Annotated in this window: 14 protein-coding genes; 2 read left to right on the top strand and 12 right to left on the bottom strand. The window is 42.0% G+C overall.

Features of this window, described 5'->3' with window-relative positions; all coding sequences use genetic code 11:
• Positions 1-9: 9 nt before the first annotated feature.
• The 7 genes from hscA to FQ082_RS02110 all read right to left on the bottom strand — a co-directional run bounded on the left by hscA (position 10) and on the right by FQ082_RS02110 (position 6,680).
• A complete protein-coding gene (hscA, locus tag FQ082_RS02140) occupies positions 10-1,887 on the bottom strand; it encodes a Fe-S protein assembly chaperone HscA (RefSeq protein WP_149491859.1) in 1,878 nt (625 codons plus the stop codon).
• Between the two features lie 252 nt (positions 1,888-2,139).
• Positions 2,140-2,721 (bottom strand): Fe-S protein assembly co-chaperone HscB, encoded by a 582-nt coding sequence (hscB, locus tag FQ082_RS02135; RefSeq protein ID WP_149491858.1) that lies wholly within the window; start codon positions 2,719-2,721, stop codon positions 2,140-2,142.
• A 60-nt stretch (positions 2,722-2,781) separates the two neighbouring features.
• Positions 2,782-3,102 (bottom strand): iron-sulfur cluster assembly protein IscA, encoded by a 321-nt coding sequence (gene iscA, locus FQ082_RS02130; RefSeq protein WP_011280745.1) that lies wholly within the window; start codon positions 3,100-3,102, stop codon positions 2,782-2,784.
• Between the two features lie 218 nt (positions 3,103-3,320).
• A complete protein-coding gene (gene iscU / locus FQ082_RS02125; protein WP_011513983.1) occupies positions 3,321-3,707 on the bottom strand; it encodes a Fe-S cluster assembly scaffold IscU in 387 nt (128 codons plus the stop codon).
• 207 nt (positions 3,708-3,914) lie between these two features.
• The gene (locus FQ082_RS02120) at positions 3,915-5,141 is read right to left on the bottom strand and encodes an IscS subfamily cysteine desulfurase (protein WP_149491857.1); all 1,227 of its coding nucleotides are present in this window, start codon (positions 5,139-5,141) and stop codon (positions 3,915-3,917) included.
• Positions 5,138-5,650, bottom strand: a complete 513-nt coding sequence (locus FQ082_RS02115) for an Rrf2 family transcriptional regulator (protein ID WP_149491856.1) — start codon at positions 5,648-5,650, stop codon at positions 5,138-5,140. The genes FQ082_RS02120 and FQ082_RS02115 overlap by 4 nt, the downstream gene beginning before the upstream one ends.
• Positions 5,651-6,032: 382 nt before the next feature.
• A complete protein-coding gene (locus FQ082_RS02110) occupies positions 6,033-6,680 on the bottom strand; it encodes a hypothetical protein (RefSeq protein ID WP_149491855.1) in 648 nt (215 codons plus the stop codon).
• A gap of 490 nt (positions 6,681-7,170) precedes the next feature.
• Here FQ082_RS02110 and FQ082_RS02105 point away from each other — a divergent pair, with 490 nt between their 5' ends.
• Both FQ082_RS02105 and FQ082_RS02100 read left to right on the top strand, forming a co-directional pair.
• On the top strand, positions 7,171-7,443 hold the full coding sequence (locus FQ082_RS02105; protein ID WP_011513979.1) for an HU family DNA-binding protein: 273 nt from the start codon (positions 7,171-7,173) through the stop codon (positions 7,441-7,443).
• 394 nt (positions 7,444-7,837) lie between these two features.
• Entirely contained in the window at positions 7,838-9,712 is a 1,875-nt protein-coding gene (locus tag FQ082_RS02100; RefSeq protein WP_020443756.1) for a SurA N-terminal domain-containing protein, read from the top strand.
• Between the two features lie 126 nt (positions 9,713-9,838).
• On the opposite strand, the gene purH is transcribed toward FQ082_RS02100, so the two are convergent.
• The 5 genes from purH to FQ082_RS02075 all read right to left on the bottom strand — a co-directional run bounded on the left by purH (position 9,839) and on the right by FQ082_RS02075 (position 15,463).
• On the bottom strand, positions 9,839-11,419 hold the full coding sequence (purH, locus tag FQ082_RS02095; RefSeq protein ID WP_149491854.1) for a bifunctional phosphoribosylaminoimidazolecarboxamide formyltransferase/IMP cyclohydrolase: 1,581 nt from the start codon (positions 11,417-11,419) through the stop codon (positions 9,839-9,841).
• Positions 11,420-11,620: 201 nt separating this feature from the next.
• A complete protein-coding gene (locus tag FQ082_RS02090; RefSeq protein ID WP_149491955.1) occupies positions 11,621-11,881 on the bottom strand; it encodes a helix-turn-helix domain-containing protein in 261 nt (86 codons plus the stop codon).
• Between the two features lie 230 nt (positions 11,882-12,111).
• Positions 12,112-13,368, bottom strand: a complete 1,257-nt coding sequence (locus FQ082_RS02085) for a DUF3426 domain-containing protein (RefSeq protein ID WP_149491853.1) — start codon at positions 13,366-13,368, stop codon at positions 12,112-12,114.
• 179 nt (positions 13,369-13,547) lie between these two features.
• A complete protein-coding gene (prmA, locus tag FQ082_RS02080) occupies positions 13,548-14,474 on the bottom strand; it encodes a 50S ribosomal protein L11 methyltransferase (RefSeq protein WP_149409569.1) in 927 nt (308 codons plus the stop codon).
• Between the two features lie 116 nt (positions 14,475-14,590).
• Entirely contained in the window at positions 14,591-15,463 is an 873-nt protein-coding gene (locus FQ082_RS02075) for a tetratricopeptide repeat protein (RefSeq protein WP_149491852.1), read from the bottom strand.
• Positions 15,464-15,544 lie beyond the last annotated feature (81 nt).

The following is a 15,544-nucleotide window of genomic DNA, read 5'->3' as shown; positions in this document are numbered from 1 at the left end:
TTATTTCTGTTACCAGTCTTTGGCGCTGGTACCTGCCATACTGGTCTTGACGCTTTGATTCATGATAAGAGCAGCAAAAGCGTCGCTATGCGGTTTAAGCGCCAGCTTTTTTGCATCAATAAGGGTTAAGTCATTGGTATCAAGCGCAACTTGCAAGTCTTGCATAGTGTGTGCCAAAGACTGCTTAGCATCTTCTGAAAGTAAAGCGTCAAAATCTTTCAATGCTGATTGCAGTGCCAGTATCTCACGTTCTGATTCAACCTTGGTTTCAATCAATGAGCGTGCGTTTTTGTCTTCTTCAGCGTATTTAAATCCTGCAATGAGTAACTGTTCTTTTTGTTCATCAGACAGGCCATAAGAGGGCACAATCTCAATTTTACTTTCGGTCTTGGTAGTGGTTTCTTGTGCACTCACTGTCAGTTGCCCATTAGCATCAATGCTAAAAGTCACTTCGATTCGCGCAAATCCCGCTTTCATAGGCGGAATACCATATAGCTCAAAGCGTCCCAGTGAGCGGCAGTTATCGACAGTCTCGCGCTCACCTTGTACCACATGAATCACCATGCCGGTTTGACCATCTTGATAAGTGGTAAATATTTGGCGTTTCTTAACTGGAATAGGGGTATTACGCGGGATAAGCACTTCAACCAAACCGCCCATGGTTTCAAGACCAAGCGATAGCGGAGTGATATCTAACAACAATAAATTATTATCACTATCACCGTTGACCAATTGATGCGCAGTTTGTGCCGCACCTAAAGCAACGACTTCATCTGGATTTAATCGACAAAGTGGCTGCTTTGCAAAAAAATCAGTAACCACTTGTTTAACAGCAGGCATACGGGTCGAGCCGCCAACTAAAATAACTTCATCTAAGTCAGATGTTGAAAGTTTGGCATCACGTAATACTTGTTCGCAAACGCTCAAGGTGCGGCGACTCACTGGGTCTGCAATCGCTAATAAATCTTCACGGCGCAATATGCCCTTAAAGGATTGCTCATTCACGATGATATCAATCTCAACTTGCTCAGCATCCGTCAACGCTTGCTTATAGGCTTTGGCTTGCTGAGCAAGGATTGATTTATCATGCAGGCTGACGTCTTTAGGATCGATATTCAACTGCTTGATCAGCCAATTGGTCAATAAGCGATCGATATCATCACCACCAAGTGCACTATTACCACCTGTCGCTAGCACCTCAAAAACGCCATCGTTTAGCTTTAAAATCGACACATCAAATGTACCGCCGCCCAAATCATAGATAAGGTAATGTTTCTCGATACCTGCTTCAGTTGCTTGGTCGAGTCCATAAGCAACCGCAGCTGCAGTAGGTTCGTTCAACAGACGCAGTACCTTGATACCAGCTACTTGAGCGGCGTCTTTAGTAGCTTGACGCTGTGCTTCATCAAAATAGGCAGGCACGGTAATGACCGCACCTTGAATGCTATCCTCGGGCAATGCGTGAGCAGCACGCTGTTCTAGCGCTGCTAAGATACGCGCTGACACTTCAACAGGAGATACGGCTCCTTGCGCAGTGACAAAAGCTGGCATTTCATCTTTGCCACCGCTTAGCTCATAAGGATGAGAGAATTTGATATCAGCTTGGCTACGACCCATAAAGCGCTTGGCTGAAATAATGGTGTTTTTTGGATCATCTACTACGTGGGCGAGGGCGTCCGAACCAACCAATGGACTACCTTCACTTGGATAATACACCACAGAAGGCAACAAGGTATCTGTCGCTGTGCTTGCTTGCAAAACTTGAGCTTTGCCTGAGCGTACCACGGCGACCAATGATCGCGTGGTACCAAGGTCAATGCCTAGGCCAAAACGATGCTCGTGAGGTCGGGTGCTTTGATTGGGTTCAGCAATTTGCATTAAGGACATAAGATAACTCAAAGATAAAATGAATAAGTGAAATGATACAAAGACGATAAATAGACTATCGTTAGTACAACATAAAATAGTTTTGCTATAAATGCTTGAATATAGAAACTAGCCATTAAAGGCTTTTAGAGTCAAGATTATACGAGATAATTGGTCTTACTTTAACCGTCGCTTTTTAAAACTTCTGAAACGTATTATAAATTGAGCCGTTATTATTATATTCAATAATAACGCTACTAATAAGCGCATTAATTACACATATAAATCATCATCATCTAAATGTGTAGCTGCCGAAATTCCATCAATGGCTGTCACGACGTCAGCATTTAACTTCACCAGAAATTTCAGCTTTTGGGTAGAATCAATAGCGGTTTGCCAGTCTTGAGTCTCATAAGCGTTTTTAAAGCTTGCTGACTGCTTTGTTAGACGTTCTATAATCTGTGGATGTAACTGCTTTAGCGTTGCTATGTCTTGAGCACCAATAGCGTCATCCAAATCCATACGCATTTCCATAGCGTCTTCTAAGAAGTCCAGATCTGCGATGGAATGCTCTAGACTTTGCGCTTGACCTGCCATATCTAACAAGTAGCTGGCTCGACTATCAGGCGAACTCAGAGTTTGATAGCCCTGATTAATAAGCGCTGATGCTTGCTCAGATTGCTGCTTCGCCCTTGCAATATTGGCTATATTTTTTGCGACATTGTCAGGATGATAGCGTTTTTGCAAAAAACGTAAACGCTGATCCAAATTGTCTTGTACAACCTCAAACTGTACAGGCTGCTCAAATAAAGCAAAAAAATTATCAAACTGTGGTTCTAATACGTTGTCTGTCATATCGTCTGCCTTTATTTTATTTATTATTTTAAGGACTTCTATTTTGTATAGTAAAAACGGTTACACCGTAAAAGACTCACCGCAGCCACATTCGCCTTTCTGGTTAGGATTACTGAATTTAAAGCCTTCATTGAGACCTTCTTTTTCATAATCCATTAATAGACCATCGAGATATACCAAGCTTTTAGGGTCAATAAAAATACTAACACCAAGGCTCTCATAACGGGTGTCATTTTCGTCAGGAATATCAACGAACTCTAAAACATAAGCCAAGCCTGAACATCCTGCCGTACGAATACCCACGCGTATGCCTTCGCCTTTACCGCGATTGTCCAAAAACTCACGCACATGTTGAGCGGCGCGTTCTGTCATTTCAATCATGCCAACTCCCATTGACTATCAATAATAGGGATAAAAATTCAAAATAAATAACGAAATAAATAAAAGGTGACAATTACATAAGCGTCATTGTCACCTCCTTGGCGTTAGCCGCTTTTTGGCAGCTTGCGCTTTCATACAGAGAACAAGTTGCTAAACAATATATATTAAACAGCTTGTACACTACTTAATATAGCTGGTCATTTTAACGACGACTGGGCTCAAGCAGGAACATGCTTGCCTTTATAGTCGCTAATAGCCGCTTTAATAGCATCTTCTGCAAGGACTGAACAATGCACTTTTACTGGTGGCAATGCCAATTCTTCAGCAATGTGACTGTTCTTAATTTCACCAGCTTGATCCAAGCTTTTGCCTTTTAGCCACTCAGTAACGAGCGAGCTTGACGCGATGGCTGAACCACAGCCGTAAGTTTTGAAGCGTGCATCTTCGATAATACCGTTATCATCGACTTGGATTTGTAAACGCATAACATCACCACAGGCTGGTGCGCCGACCATACCAGTGCCAACGTTTTTGGCATTTTTATCAAGATTGCCAACGTTGCGTGGATTTTCGTAATGATCAATAACTTGGTCACTATAGGCCATGGGGTTTTCTCCTGGTTAGATGATGAGCTGTCATTTAATGACTGTCTTTGTTAATGGGTTACTGGCTCATCGATAATTGGGGTCAAACACTTAATGTATAATTGTCTGATTCATTAGCTATGGCGATATTTTTATGTTTAGTAGAAAAAGTAAATAAAAATATCGCTGTTGCCATTATTTTTTAAATTATAAAGCTTAAATGTAGTATTAGTGCTCAGACCATTCTACTGAATCTAAATCAACGCCTTCTTGATACATATCCCAAAGTGGCGATAGCGCACGTAATTTATCAACAGCTTGATGCATCTGGGTGATAACCGTATCAATGTCTTCTTCAGTAGTATAACGACCAAAGCTAAATCTAATTGAGCTATGTGCCAACTCGTCTGGGCGACCAATAGCGCGCAAGACATAAGATGGCTCAAGAGTCGCTGACGTACAAGCTGAACCTGATGAGACAGCTAAGTCTTTTAGCGACATCATCAGTGATTCGCCTTCAACAAAGTTAAAGCTGATATTTACAATATTAGGTACGCTGTTTTCTAAATCACCGTTTAGGTAGATCTCTTCAATATCTTGTAGACCATCCCACAGTTTTTGGCGTAATTTTGCCGCATGTGCATTGTCTTCTTGATAGCGCTGATTAGCTAACTCAAATGCTGCGCCAAGACCTACGATTTGGTGAGTCGGCAAAGTACCTGAACGCATACCGCGCTCATGACCACCGCCATGCTGCTCGGCTTTTAGGCGAATACGCGGCTTGCGACTAACGAATAGGGCACCAATACCTTTAGGACCATAAGCTTTATGACCTGAGAAACTCATTAGGTCAATTTTCATCTCTGCAAGGTTGATAAGTACTTTACCAACAGACTGTGCGCCATCAACGTGAAAAACAACACCCGCTTCGCGCGTGATTTCACCAATCGCTGCAACATCAGTCACCGTACCAAGCTCATTATTCACCATCATGAGAGACACTAAGATAGTATCTTCACGTAAGGCAGCTTTTACTTGCTCTGGTAAAATCATGCCAGTGCTTGGCTGCGGCTCAAGATACGTAATCTCAAAACCTTCTTGCTCAAGCTCACGGCAGGTATCTAATACCGCTTTATGCTCAATTTTACTGGTAATAATATGCTTACCACGAGACTGATAAAAATGAGCAGCACCTTTGATGGCTAAGTTATCAGATTCTGTCGCACCAGAGGTAAAGACGATTTCGCGAGGATCAGCATTGATGACCTCAGCAACTTGCTGACGAGCCGTTTCTACCGCTTCTTCTGCTTGCCAGCCGTAGCCATGCGAGCGTGATGCTGGGTTACCAAAGATGCCATCTACCGTCAGATATTCGCTCATCTTGGCAGCGACTGACTTAGCAACTGGCGTCGTGGCGGCATAATCTAAATATATAAGGGTGTTATGTTGACTCATGCTGGGTTTGCCTCGCTGGTCGATAAAGTAATAGTGTTAATGTCTTTTGTAGAAATATCTTTTAGAGCATCGCTGTGCTGCCGATCTGATACAGACTGCACGTGCTCCATGTTTAATAATTGCGCTAATGTTATATTTTTCAAGTACTGCTCTACATGATTTGATAATGCACACCACAAATCATGGGTCAGACACATTGTACCACCTTGGCAGTCGCCGCGTCCTTCACACTGCATGGCATTGACCGATTCATCGACAGCAGAAATGATACTCATGACATCAATCTGATCAAGTGGCTTTGCTAAATAATAGCCACCTGCTGCGCCGCGAATACTAGTGACCAAACCACGCTTACGAAGTTTTGAGAATAACTGCTCAAGGTAGGATATAGAAATGGACTGTCGCTTGGCAATGTCGGATAAAGACACCGCGCTTTCTTGTTGGCTGGTTTGTAATGCCAAATCTAGCAAAGCGGTCACGGCATATCTGCCTCGAGTAGTTAAACGCATGTGTTATCTCCAAACTTTTTAAGGATAATTTTATTTAACAACGATCTTAGTATCGGTCAGATGTTTAAGAGATAGCCAGTCACATATAAATAGCTATGCTGCTAATAAGACAAATCATCTGTCGACTAAGTGTGTCTTATCGTTATTAAACAACAGATGGTTTACCCGATGTGTGCAACGATAAGGTAATTATACTCAATCCCGAGTAATTTAGTCAAGATTAAAGTGTGGTTGAATGGTTAGTGATATTAATGACGATGATTGATAAAAACAATGACTGGTGATAAAACGAAAAAAGCGCTTGATAGACGATAGGTCATATCAAACGCTTTTAAGAGATATTTTCAAAAAATCATCTATACATCAGCTTATTTTTTGAACATTAATTCATTACAAAGAGTGCAATGATGGCAGCAAGAGCAATGATAGAAGCAATTATTGTCGTGATGATAAAAGTCTTTTGTTTGCTTTGTAGCTCTTTGACAGCGATTTCGAGCTCACGATTTTTGATGGTCAAAGTAGTAATTTCGATCTGCTGTTCTTTAATACGTAGCTTATAGCTTTCTTTTTTATCTGCCATTTCCGCTTCGGTCGGCTTGGGCTTGCTTTTACCGCCCTTAATCTTTTTGATTAAGCCTTGAATTAAGCTACCTAGACCAAGCTGCATAATAAATTGCTTAACCAGCTGAACCTGTACCGTTTCACCACGCATTTGCAGCTTTTCAGTTGTTTCACTATCATGCGTGGTAATGGCATTAATCACTTGCAGGCTATAAGCATTGATCACGACATCAGGCTCACTGCGACCAATAGGTAGCCTGTCATCTAATAACACGCCTTTGGTACTAAAAGTAGCGAACACCTCTACGTGTGGTAGATATAATCTAAGCGCAACGACAGTTTCTTGCTTAGCAAGTGGATAAGCGGCTTTACGGAGTTCTGGATCTAAACGTAACAATAGGGTCAGCGTCGATTCGATAAACACCAAGATGACATTAAGAAAAGAGTGAGACAACGTAGAACGCTTCATGTAAATAATCCGTTTTTATTGTTCAAATAAAACATAATAAGATAAGTAAGGGTTAAAACCGACCCAAAGTATGCAATGACATTGCGCTTATAGTAACGCCTTTATGATAAAAAGTAACGCGGGTTTCTGTCAGTTGCAAAATTATTACCTGACAATAATTCTTTTATTTCATGCGTTAACTATCATAGTTTATAGTTGGCGTTGATAAACATCAGCGTCTAGATAAGGGCTCAGCAAACAAAAGCTAAAATAGCGTTTTTGTCATCATATTGCAGCAGGTTTAGGTAACATTGGGTGTCAAATACGTTGTAGAGTGCACAAAAATATGTAAAATTGCTTGCGCTCCTTATGTTGCCTTGCTATAAAGGCGATAACAAAGCAAAACCTGTTTATGCATGAGCCAAGTGGTTTTTATTGCTTAAGTGCTCTGAGAGCGATACAATGCTTGGCGTGAGCGTTTTTTTACCCCCTAAAACTTGAAGGAAATTTTATGAATAAGTCAGAATTAATTGATAGCATTGCTGAGAAAAGTGGTCTAAATAAAACTCAAGCTGGCGATGCATTGAACGCAGTTATGGAAAGCGTTGGCGAAGCTCTAGAAGCTGGCGATAGCATTTCACTAGTTGGTTTTGGTACTTTTAGCGTAAAAGACCGTAAAGCACGTACTGGCCGTAACCCTAAGACTGGTGAAGAGCTAAGCATCCCAGCCAGCAAAGTACCAAGCTTTAAAGCTGGTAAAAACCTAAAAGAGCGCTTGAACTAAGCCGTATCTATTTAAAGACAGTCGCAGCTTATGACGTGATACATGAATAAAAACTGCGTTTGTTGATGATAAAGCAATAAAAGGTGACACCTCATAACAGCTATGAGCGACTCATCAAAAAAGCACCTAGATATTAGGTGCTTTTTTTAGTGCTATAGTTTGTATTATATCACCTGAATATTTTGAGTCTGCATCAAAAATCACGTATCATAGGGCGCGCGATAGAGATGTTGTTCAAACCAAGACGGTGTTATCCGCCTTGAGCGACCATAATAAAATGCACCCCTTGTTAGTTTTACCATTTTCTTACCATTGCCAGCTTGTAGAGCGTTGATATTATTAATAGTATTACAATGGTTTTTCATCAATATAGGTTAATAAAGCAGAGATAACTATGGATAAATTGCGCGATTTTTTAAAAAGCTGGCCGGGTCGCATTTTATTGATTTTATGCCTATCGCCGCTCGCTCTATTGGGCGTCGAAAGCTACTTTGGGGGTAATGTCGATCCCAATCAGATCGCTCAGGTAGGGGAAGCGAGTATCGGCCTATCAGAGTATCAAACGGCAGTAAACAATCGCCGTACTGAGCTTTTAGACCAAGTTGATGATGCCAGTTTATTAAATGAAGATGTGCTACATGAGCAAGTGTTAAAAGGTCTGATTGACCGCACCTTGCTAGAGCAGCAGGCTGGCAAGCTTGGTATGACCGTCTCTGATGACACCATCAATCGTCTGTTGCGTCAAGAAGAGATCTTTAAAGGTGCAGATGGCGAGTTTTCAAATGATCAGTTTGCAAGCTTTTTACGTCAACGCAATATGACAAAAAATCAGCTGTTTGATGAGTTCCGCAATCAGTTGAGCTTAGATCAGCTGAATGCTAGTATCGTTGGTACTGCTGCCTATCCGATGAAAGCAGTCAGTCAACTGATTGATTTGCAGCTAGAGGCACGCAATATCTGGCTACATCGTTTTAACTGGCAAGATTATGTGTCAAAAGTTAAATTGAGTAAAAATGACATCCAAGCGTATTATGATGCCAATAAAGACACGCTAAAGAGCGCTGCTATGGTCGATTTGGCTTACTTGCAGCTTAGCCCTCAGACCATCCAAGTAAACGAGGTCACTAAAGAGGACTTACAGCAGCAGTACGAAGCCTATAAGCAAAGCCTTGCCGTCGTCGATGAGCGTAAGGTCAGCCAAATCTTATTAACTGGTAGCGATGCCAAAGCACGTGCTGATAAAATTAAAGCGCGTCTTGCCAAAGGTGAAGCCTTTGCGAAGGTTGCTAAAGCTGAGTCAGATGATCCATCAGGCGAAACAGGCGGCGATATCGGACGCTTTAATCCCTCAGTATTTGGCAATGATGCAGCAGCAGTAGAAAAAGCGTTAGAAGGTTTGAGTGTAGGCGATGTTAGCGTACCAGTGAAGACCAGCTTTGGTTATCAGATATTCACCGTGACTGAAGATAATGGTAACAAGATACCAAGCCTTGAGAGTATGCGTGATGATTTGATAGCCAAAGCAAAAGAGTACAAGCGTCAAGAAATCTATGCTGACAAAGTAACGGCGATTAACGATTTAGCCGCAGATGGGTTTAGTATTGAAGATATTGCTCAGCAAGAAAATGTGTCATTAAAACGTCTTAAAGATTACCGCAAAGAGAATAATAAATCTGTCCTTGCCCAGCCAGCGGTGATTAAACAAGCGTTTGATGAGTTTACCATTCAAGACCAAGCGGTCACCGCTGGTATCGAAGTTGGTAATGGCACGGTATGGGTACAGCCAAGTAACTATCGTCCGACCAAAACATTGTCTTTAACTGCTGCGACGCCTAGAATCACGCAGTTATTACGTCAGCAAAAGGCTAGTGAATTGGCATTAAATGATGCGAAAAAACTTGCGGCTGGTATTAAGACTACTGCTGATATCAATAAGCAAGGGGTAACATTCCAAGCGCTTGGTGAGATCAATCGTCAGACTACGCAGCTGACAGAAAAAGAGCGCGGCTTAGCGTTTAGTAAGCAAGCACCTGAGAACGGTGTAGTTGCCGTAGCAAGTAAAACAGAAATGGGCGCAACGGTATTGGTTGGTGACCGTATCAAAACAGAGCAGCAATCACCATTATCTGCCGCCCAAAGAGCGCAAACGGCAGCGATTATCCGTGATAATTTAGGCCAAGATCAGTTGCAAGATTACTTAGACTATTTGCGTTTGGTGTATAAGGTTGAGATTAATAAAGCCAATATGGAAAATGCACAAGGGCGATAAGTACTTTGTGCGCTATCCATTTTAAATAAATCTATTTTTAACCATTAAAAAAGCCACTGTAATCATACAGTGGCTTTTTTTATTCAAGAGGATGAGTTTTTAATGAGGATAGCGCTCAATCACAAATTAATGACGGAAATGACGCATACCGGTGAATACCATGGCGATACCGTGCTCATTTGCCGCAGCAATGGTTTCATCATCACGCATAGAGCCACCCGGCTGGATAATCGCCGCAATACCTACTTCGGCAGCGTTATCGATACCATCACGGAATGGGAAGAAAGCATCAGATGCCATAACCGCGCCTTCGGTTGCAAGTCCAGCATGCTCCGCTTTAATAGCAGCGATACGAGCTGAGTTAACACGGCTCATCTGACCTGCGCCGACACCAATGGTACGCTGACCTTTAGCATAAACGATGGCGTTAGATTTGACGTATTTTGCAACGTTCCAGCTAAACAGTAAGTCAGCAATCTGCGCTTCGGTTGGTTGCACGTCTGTGACGATTTTTAAGTCATTGGCAGTAATTAATCCTAAATCTTGCTCTTGCACCAGTAAGCCACCATTGACGCGCTTATAATCAAGCTGGCGGTCACGTAACTCAGGTGCTGGCAAGTCGCCGCAGACCAAAACGCGAACGTTTTTCTTGCTAGCTGTCGCTTCAAGGACACCGTCTTCAATGCTTGGGGCAATAATGACTTCAACAAACTGATTGTCGATAATGGCTTTAGCGGCGGCAAGTGTTAACGGGCGGTTAAAAGCGATAATGCCGCCAAAAGAAGATTCAGGATCGGTGCTGAAGGCAGTGCGATATGCTGCTACTTGATCAGTGTCGACAGCAACGCCGCAAGGGTTGGCATGCTTGACAATCACACAGGCAGGCGTACTAAAAGCTTTCACACATTCAAGCGCGGCATCAGTATCGGCGATATTGTTATAAGACAATGCTTTGCCTTGCAATTGCTTAGCAGTAGCAATAGATGCTTGCTTGCTTTTTAAAGCATTGTTTTCAACATAGAACGCTGCTTTTTGATGCGGGTTTTCACCGTAGCGCAGGTCTTGCAGTTTTTCTAGCTGAACGTTAAAGGTACGTGAAAAATCTTCCGGCTCTTGATTCTCGTTAACACGGCTGCCTAAGAAGTTGGCAATCATCCCGTCGTATTGTGCCGTATGCTCAAACGCTTTAACCGCTAAATCGTAGCGTAAGGCATGGGTTAATGTTGTCCCATCTCCTAATGCTTCAAGTACACGCGTATAATCAGCTGGATCAGTCACAATACCAACGTGTGCATGATTTTTTGCCGCTGAACGCACCATCGTAGGTCCGCCAATATCGATATTTTCGATGGCATCATCCATGGTAACGTCACTACGGGCAATCGTTTCTGCAAATGGATAAAGGTTTACGACTACTAAATCAATACGCTCAATCGCGTGCTCACTCATCACAGTATCATCTGTGCCGCGGCGTCCCAAAATGCCACCGTGAATCTTGGGATGAAGCGTTTTAACCCGACCATCCATCATCTCAGGGAAACCCGTATAGTCTGATACTTCGGTGACAGCGACATTGTGCTCTGTGAGTAAACGGAAAGTACCGCCAGTCGACAACAGACCAAAACCTGCTTTAATCAGACCTTGAGCGAACTCAACGATATTGGATTTATCGGAGACCGACAGTAGTGCTAATGGGGCTTTACTCATAAAAAAATTTCCATAAAAAAAGCCTGACGTAAACGTCTGGCAAGGTAACAATGACAATCAGTATAGAGCATATCGTGAGTGATAAGATCATAAACTACAAACTGCCATACATAATATCAGTTAGGGTAGGTAAGCGTTTCATAAATAGGATTGATGGTACTTATTAATAAGTCAGATTTATCAAAAACATTATTTATAGTATTACATTAAACCATATATTTTGAGCTTTTTGCGTAGTGTACCGCGATTTAGACCTAAAATCTGTGCACACTTGGTTTGATTACCAAGGCTCTTTTCTAGTACCACAGACAGCAAAGGTTGCTCTATCTCTTTTAAAATAAGCTCATATAAGTCAGTTGGTATCTCATCACCTAACATTGCAAAATATTGACGCACCACGCGTTCAACATGTATCCGTAATGGCTCATGCGCATGATCTGTGTCATCTAAAGCAGATTCCACATTACGGATTGAGCGATGGTAGTCCTCTTCATAATAATCAAGATTACCAGCGCTTTTGTTAACATGACTGGCATTATACTGTGCCTGTGGTGTCATAAGATAATATCCTTGGGGTTAAAGAGTAAAACCATGAGGCTCTCGTTGGCTATTATATCAAAATCAGCAGCGATCATCTTAAGAAGATGAGGTTAATGAGCGAATATCAGTCAGCGAATATCAGTCAGCGAATATCAGTAAATGGGATTAATAGCAATTTTACTAATTTGAGTATTGGCAATAGGTACCGTAAAAAGTAACTGCTTACGACCATTAGAAGCTAATTGACTTTGTTTACCAACCAAGTACTTATCTGGTGGAGCGATAAACTCACCAATCAGCGCATTGGCACCATATACACTGACTTTTATATGAGGATATAGCTGTGCTTGTGAGCTTTGATTATTTAGAGTAGCGCTTATATCACTAGAATCAGCTGCACTGTTTATTCGACCGGCTCGGTATCTGATATCACTCATAGTTAAGGCAGTCAAGTCAGCACTGGGCAGGCTACAAGCTGCAATCGTACATATCGTCTGTAAGCGTTGAGCATGTGCAGGATTTTTAACTAAGTTATTTAAGTTAAACATAATGTACTGAGCAAAAAGTAGTAGTACTAGCACCAAACAGCCTACTGTCCATAGTAATGAAGCTACTGAACGATGGGATGGTGTTGGTGAGAATTTGGCTTGCGCTTGTAATCTTTTGGCATGTGCCGCTTTATTACGGTCTTCTTCTTTAAAGTCGACGCCCATACTAATGAGTAATTGCGATAAATCAGTATCATTGGTTGGCGTATCTTCGGGTGGGTGCTGTTCTTTCAGCAGTTTTTCGAGCCACGAGTCATCAGCATCATTATCAATATTGGCATGAATACTGTTAGCCGCCGTTGAGCTTAAAGCCATTTCTGCGGATGAAGGAGAGCGGTTTGAAGGCTTAGTAGAGGTAGAAGTTTCTTCAAATAAATTAAGGGATGTATCTGAATGTTTATCTAATTTTTTCGCAGTACTTCTTGCTGATAGAGCGTTTTGGGTAGCATTATTGTTATCAGTGGCTTGTGTAAGCCACGCATCCATACTATCTAGTGAGTCGTATTCTAGACTCTTGTCAGCAGATGCCTCAATATCGATATCGTCATGAATCATGTCATCATGTATCATATCGTCATGAATTAGGATATCTGTATCATTTGAGTTTGCAGCTGCTAAAATAGAATGTTTCTTATGAGAGGTTATGTCATTAATTTTCTTATCACGCTCGCTAGAAACTTCTGTACTTGTCAGCTTACGATTGCTGTCTATATCAGCAGTGACGATAAGATTGTTATTCACCAAAAACATTTGCTGGCAATGTTCACAACAGACTGTCGCGGTTTTTTGATTTAACTGGGTATTTTTTATATTAAAAATGGTATGACAATGAGGACACTGGGTTTTAATGGGTGTGGTCATAGAGTTGAATCCAAAAAGGTATCAGTAGGAATACCGTATAGCCACTCACCAACCGCTGCCAAATACTTCAATGTCATTGTTGAAGTATTATTAACTATAAACTACAGGCAACTCTAGAGTAGCGCCAAATACACAACATTTAACTACTACTCTATCGTAACAGATGTAATTTAATGTTGCTAGCCTGTAAATGTACCAGACAATCTCTGCCAATGTTGATCTTCTTGTGCAGTAAAAGCGTGCTTAGGATCAAGCGCAAAATAAGGCTGATACGCTTCGGTCACTTGCTCAGTTTGTGATTCAATCAAACCGGCAAGGACGATACGACTTTTTGGTGCCATCAAGGTGACAAAATAAGGCGCTAGACCTATCAGTGGCTTGGCTAAAATATTGGCAACCATCACTTCTACAGGCGCTATATTTTGCTGTTGCCAAAAGGCAGTAAAGTCCTCTGGTAAAAACGCTTGCAAACGATTGTCGACCGAGTTGCGTGCCGCATTTTGATTGGTTGCCAGTACCGCTTGAGGATCAATATCTACGGCATAAACGTGGCGCGCCCCTAACAATAAGGCGGCAATACCTAAGATACCTGAGCCGCAACCATAATCAATCACTACTTTGTCTGTAAGGTCCTGCTCAGTTAGCCAATCAAGACATAGGCGAGTGGTCGCATGGTAGCCAGTACCAAATGCCAAGCCTGGATCCATAATAATATTGGTCGCTTCAGGATTAGGCGGTGTTAGCCAATTAGGTACAATCCACAAGTCATTGGCACACTCAATGGGTTTGTAATTGGACATCCATTCACGCTCCCAATCTTTGTCATCGACAGCACTTACCCAACTACGGCTCGCCTGTACTTGGGCTGCAATCTCATGACTGAGTTGCTCGATAACATCACGAGTTCCAGTCTCTATCGTAGCATCGAAGAGCCCTGTTAAAATTACCTCGTCCCATAGTGGTGATTCACCAGGAAGTGGCTCAAATAAAGGTTGGTCGCCTGCATCGTCAAGTGCAATAGATAGCGCGCCTGCTTCTAATAATAGCGCTTCAGCAAGATCTACGTTGTCTTTTTCACACTGTAAGTGAAGTTGTTGCCATGCCATAAAAGTAACCTTGTTTCAAAATAAAAAATAGATAATAAAAATTAACGACCGACTATAAAAGCCTATTTTAGCGCTTATATAGTCAGTCGTCATGATTAATCAAAAAGATAATACTGTTAGCGTAATGCTTGTTTGGCTTCTTTTATCACCCGTGCATTACCTTGTGCTTGTCCAGACTGTAGAATAATTTGCCATAGTGCACGGCGGCGACTGCTGTCTTGAGAAACACTAAGCCCACGCCGTCCCATTGCTTCAGCCTTACGCGGCTGGTTTTTTTTAAGCGCCACTTGCGCAAGATAAAAATATACCGCTGATGATTTGGGTGCTAGGCGCTGAGCTCGGGTGAAGCTACTCTCAGCGCCATTTAAATTGCCTGCCTTTAATTGCTCAGTACCCACTTGCATCAGGTTACGAAAGGCAGGCAAGTTGCTATTATTGTTGGTGGTTTTCTGACTGCGCTGCGAGTTCTGCCGCGCACGCTCTAGTAGCTCATTATGCGACGGGATAGATGGCACATATATCACTTCATCTTCACGAGCAGGCGTGAGGATCACGGTATCAGGCTGAGTTACGATCGGAGTTTGACTCGTGCTTTGATTAGACCCCAAGATTACAGGTGGCTTTTCTGTTACCGATTCCGTTGGCGACTCTATTGATGCAGGTGGATGATAAGGCTCGATAGGATAATTATCGTCAGTCTTATCAGCTTCAGTACTCTCAACACTTTCATAACTACTATGATCAGTGCTAGGGGTTTGCGTCACTATTGTGGATTGTTCAGGTTGCGTCGTTTTTTGACTACTGGTTGATGGTAAGGTTTGAGCAGAAGGCGCTTTTATTGAAGTTGGTGCAGTCTGACAAGCACTCAAGCTTAGCATGCCAAAACAAGCGCTAATTAAAAGAGCTGTATGCAAATGCTTTGGCTGTTTTTTGGACTGAGCTTCAATCGTCTGCTGAGTCAATAACGCTTGCAATATAGATAACGCCATATTAAAACCCTTTCTAAGTTTTAAAAATCTTAAAATCGTTCAGCTACTAACTTTTAAAGTCAAATTTTCAGCTATCACGAC

This window comes from Psychrobacter sp. ANT_H56B (assembly GCF_008369245.1).
Lineage (GTDB): Bacteria > Pseudomonadota > Gammaproteobacteria > Pseudomonadales > Moraxellaceae > Psychrobacter > Psychrobacter cryohalolentis.
The sequence above is the reverse complement of the archived record's forward strand: the minus strand, read 5'-3'. Positions and strand labels throughout refer to the sequence as shown.

Coding starts and splice junctions, on each gene's coding strand:
- hscA (WP_149491859.1), bottom strand. CDS start 1,887: ATGTCCTTAATGCAAATTGCTGAACCCAATCAAAGCACCCGACCTCAC.
- hscB (WP_149491858.1), bottom strand. CDS start 2,721: ATGACAGACAACGTATTAGAACCACAGTTTGATAATTTTTTTGCTTTA.
- iscA (WP_011280745.1), bottom strand. CDS start 3,102: ATGATTGAAATGACAGAACGCGCCGCTCAACATGTGCGTGAGTTTTTG.
- iscU (WP_011513983.1), bottom strand. CDS start 3,707: ATGGCCTATAGTGACCAAGTTATTGATCATTACGAAAATCCACGCAAC.
- FQ082_RS02120 (WP_149491857.1), bottom strand. CDS start 5,141: ATGAGTCAACATAACACCCTTATATATTTAGATTATGCCGCCACGACG.
- FQ082_RS02115 (WP_149491856.1), bottom strand. CDS start 5,650: ATGCGTTTAACTACTCGAGGCAGATATGCCGTGACCGCTTTGCTAGAT.
- FQ082_RS02110 (WP_149491855.1), bottom strand. CDS start 6,680: ATGAAGCGTTCTACGTTGTCTCACTCTTTTCTTAATGTCATCTTGGTG.
- FQ082_RS02105 (WP_011513979.1), top strand. CDS start 7,171: ATGAATAAGTCAGAATTAATTGATAGCATTGCTGAGAAAAGTGGTCTA.
- FQ082_RS02100 (WP_020443756.1), top strand. CDS start 7,838: ATGGATAAATTGCGCGATTTTTTAAAAAGCTGGCCGGGTCGCATTTTA.
- purH (WP_149491854.1), bottom strand. CDS start 11,419: ATGAGTAAAGCCCCATTAGCACTACTGTCGGTCTCCGATAAATCCAAT.
- FQ082_RS02085 (WP_149491853.1), bottom strand. CDS start 13,368: ATGACCACACCCATTAAAACCCAGTGTCCTCATTGTCATACCATTTTT.
- prmA (WP_149409569.1), bottom strand. CDS start 14,474: ATGGCATGGCAACAACTTCACTTACAGTGTGAAAAAGACAACGTAGAT.
- FQ082_RS02075 (WP_149491852.1), bottom strand. CDS start 15,463: ATGGCGTTATCTATATTGCAAGCGTTATTGACTCAGCAGACGATTGAA.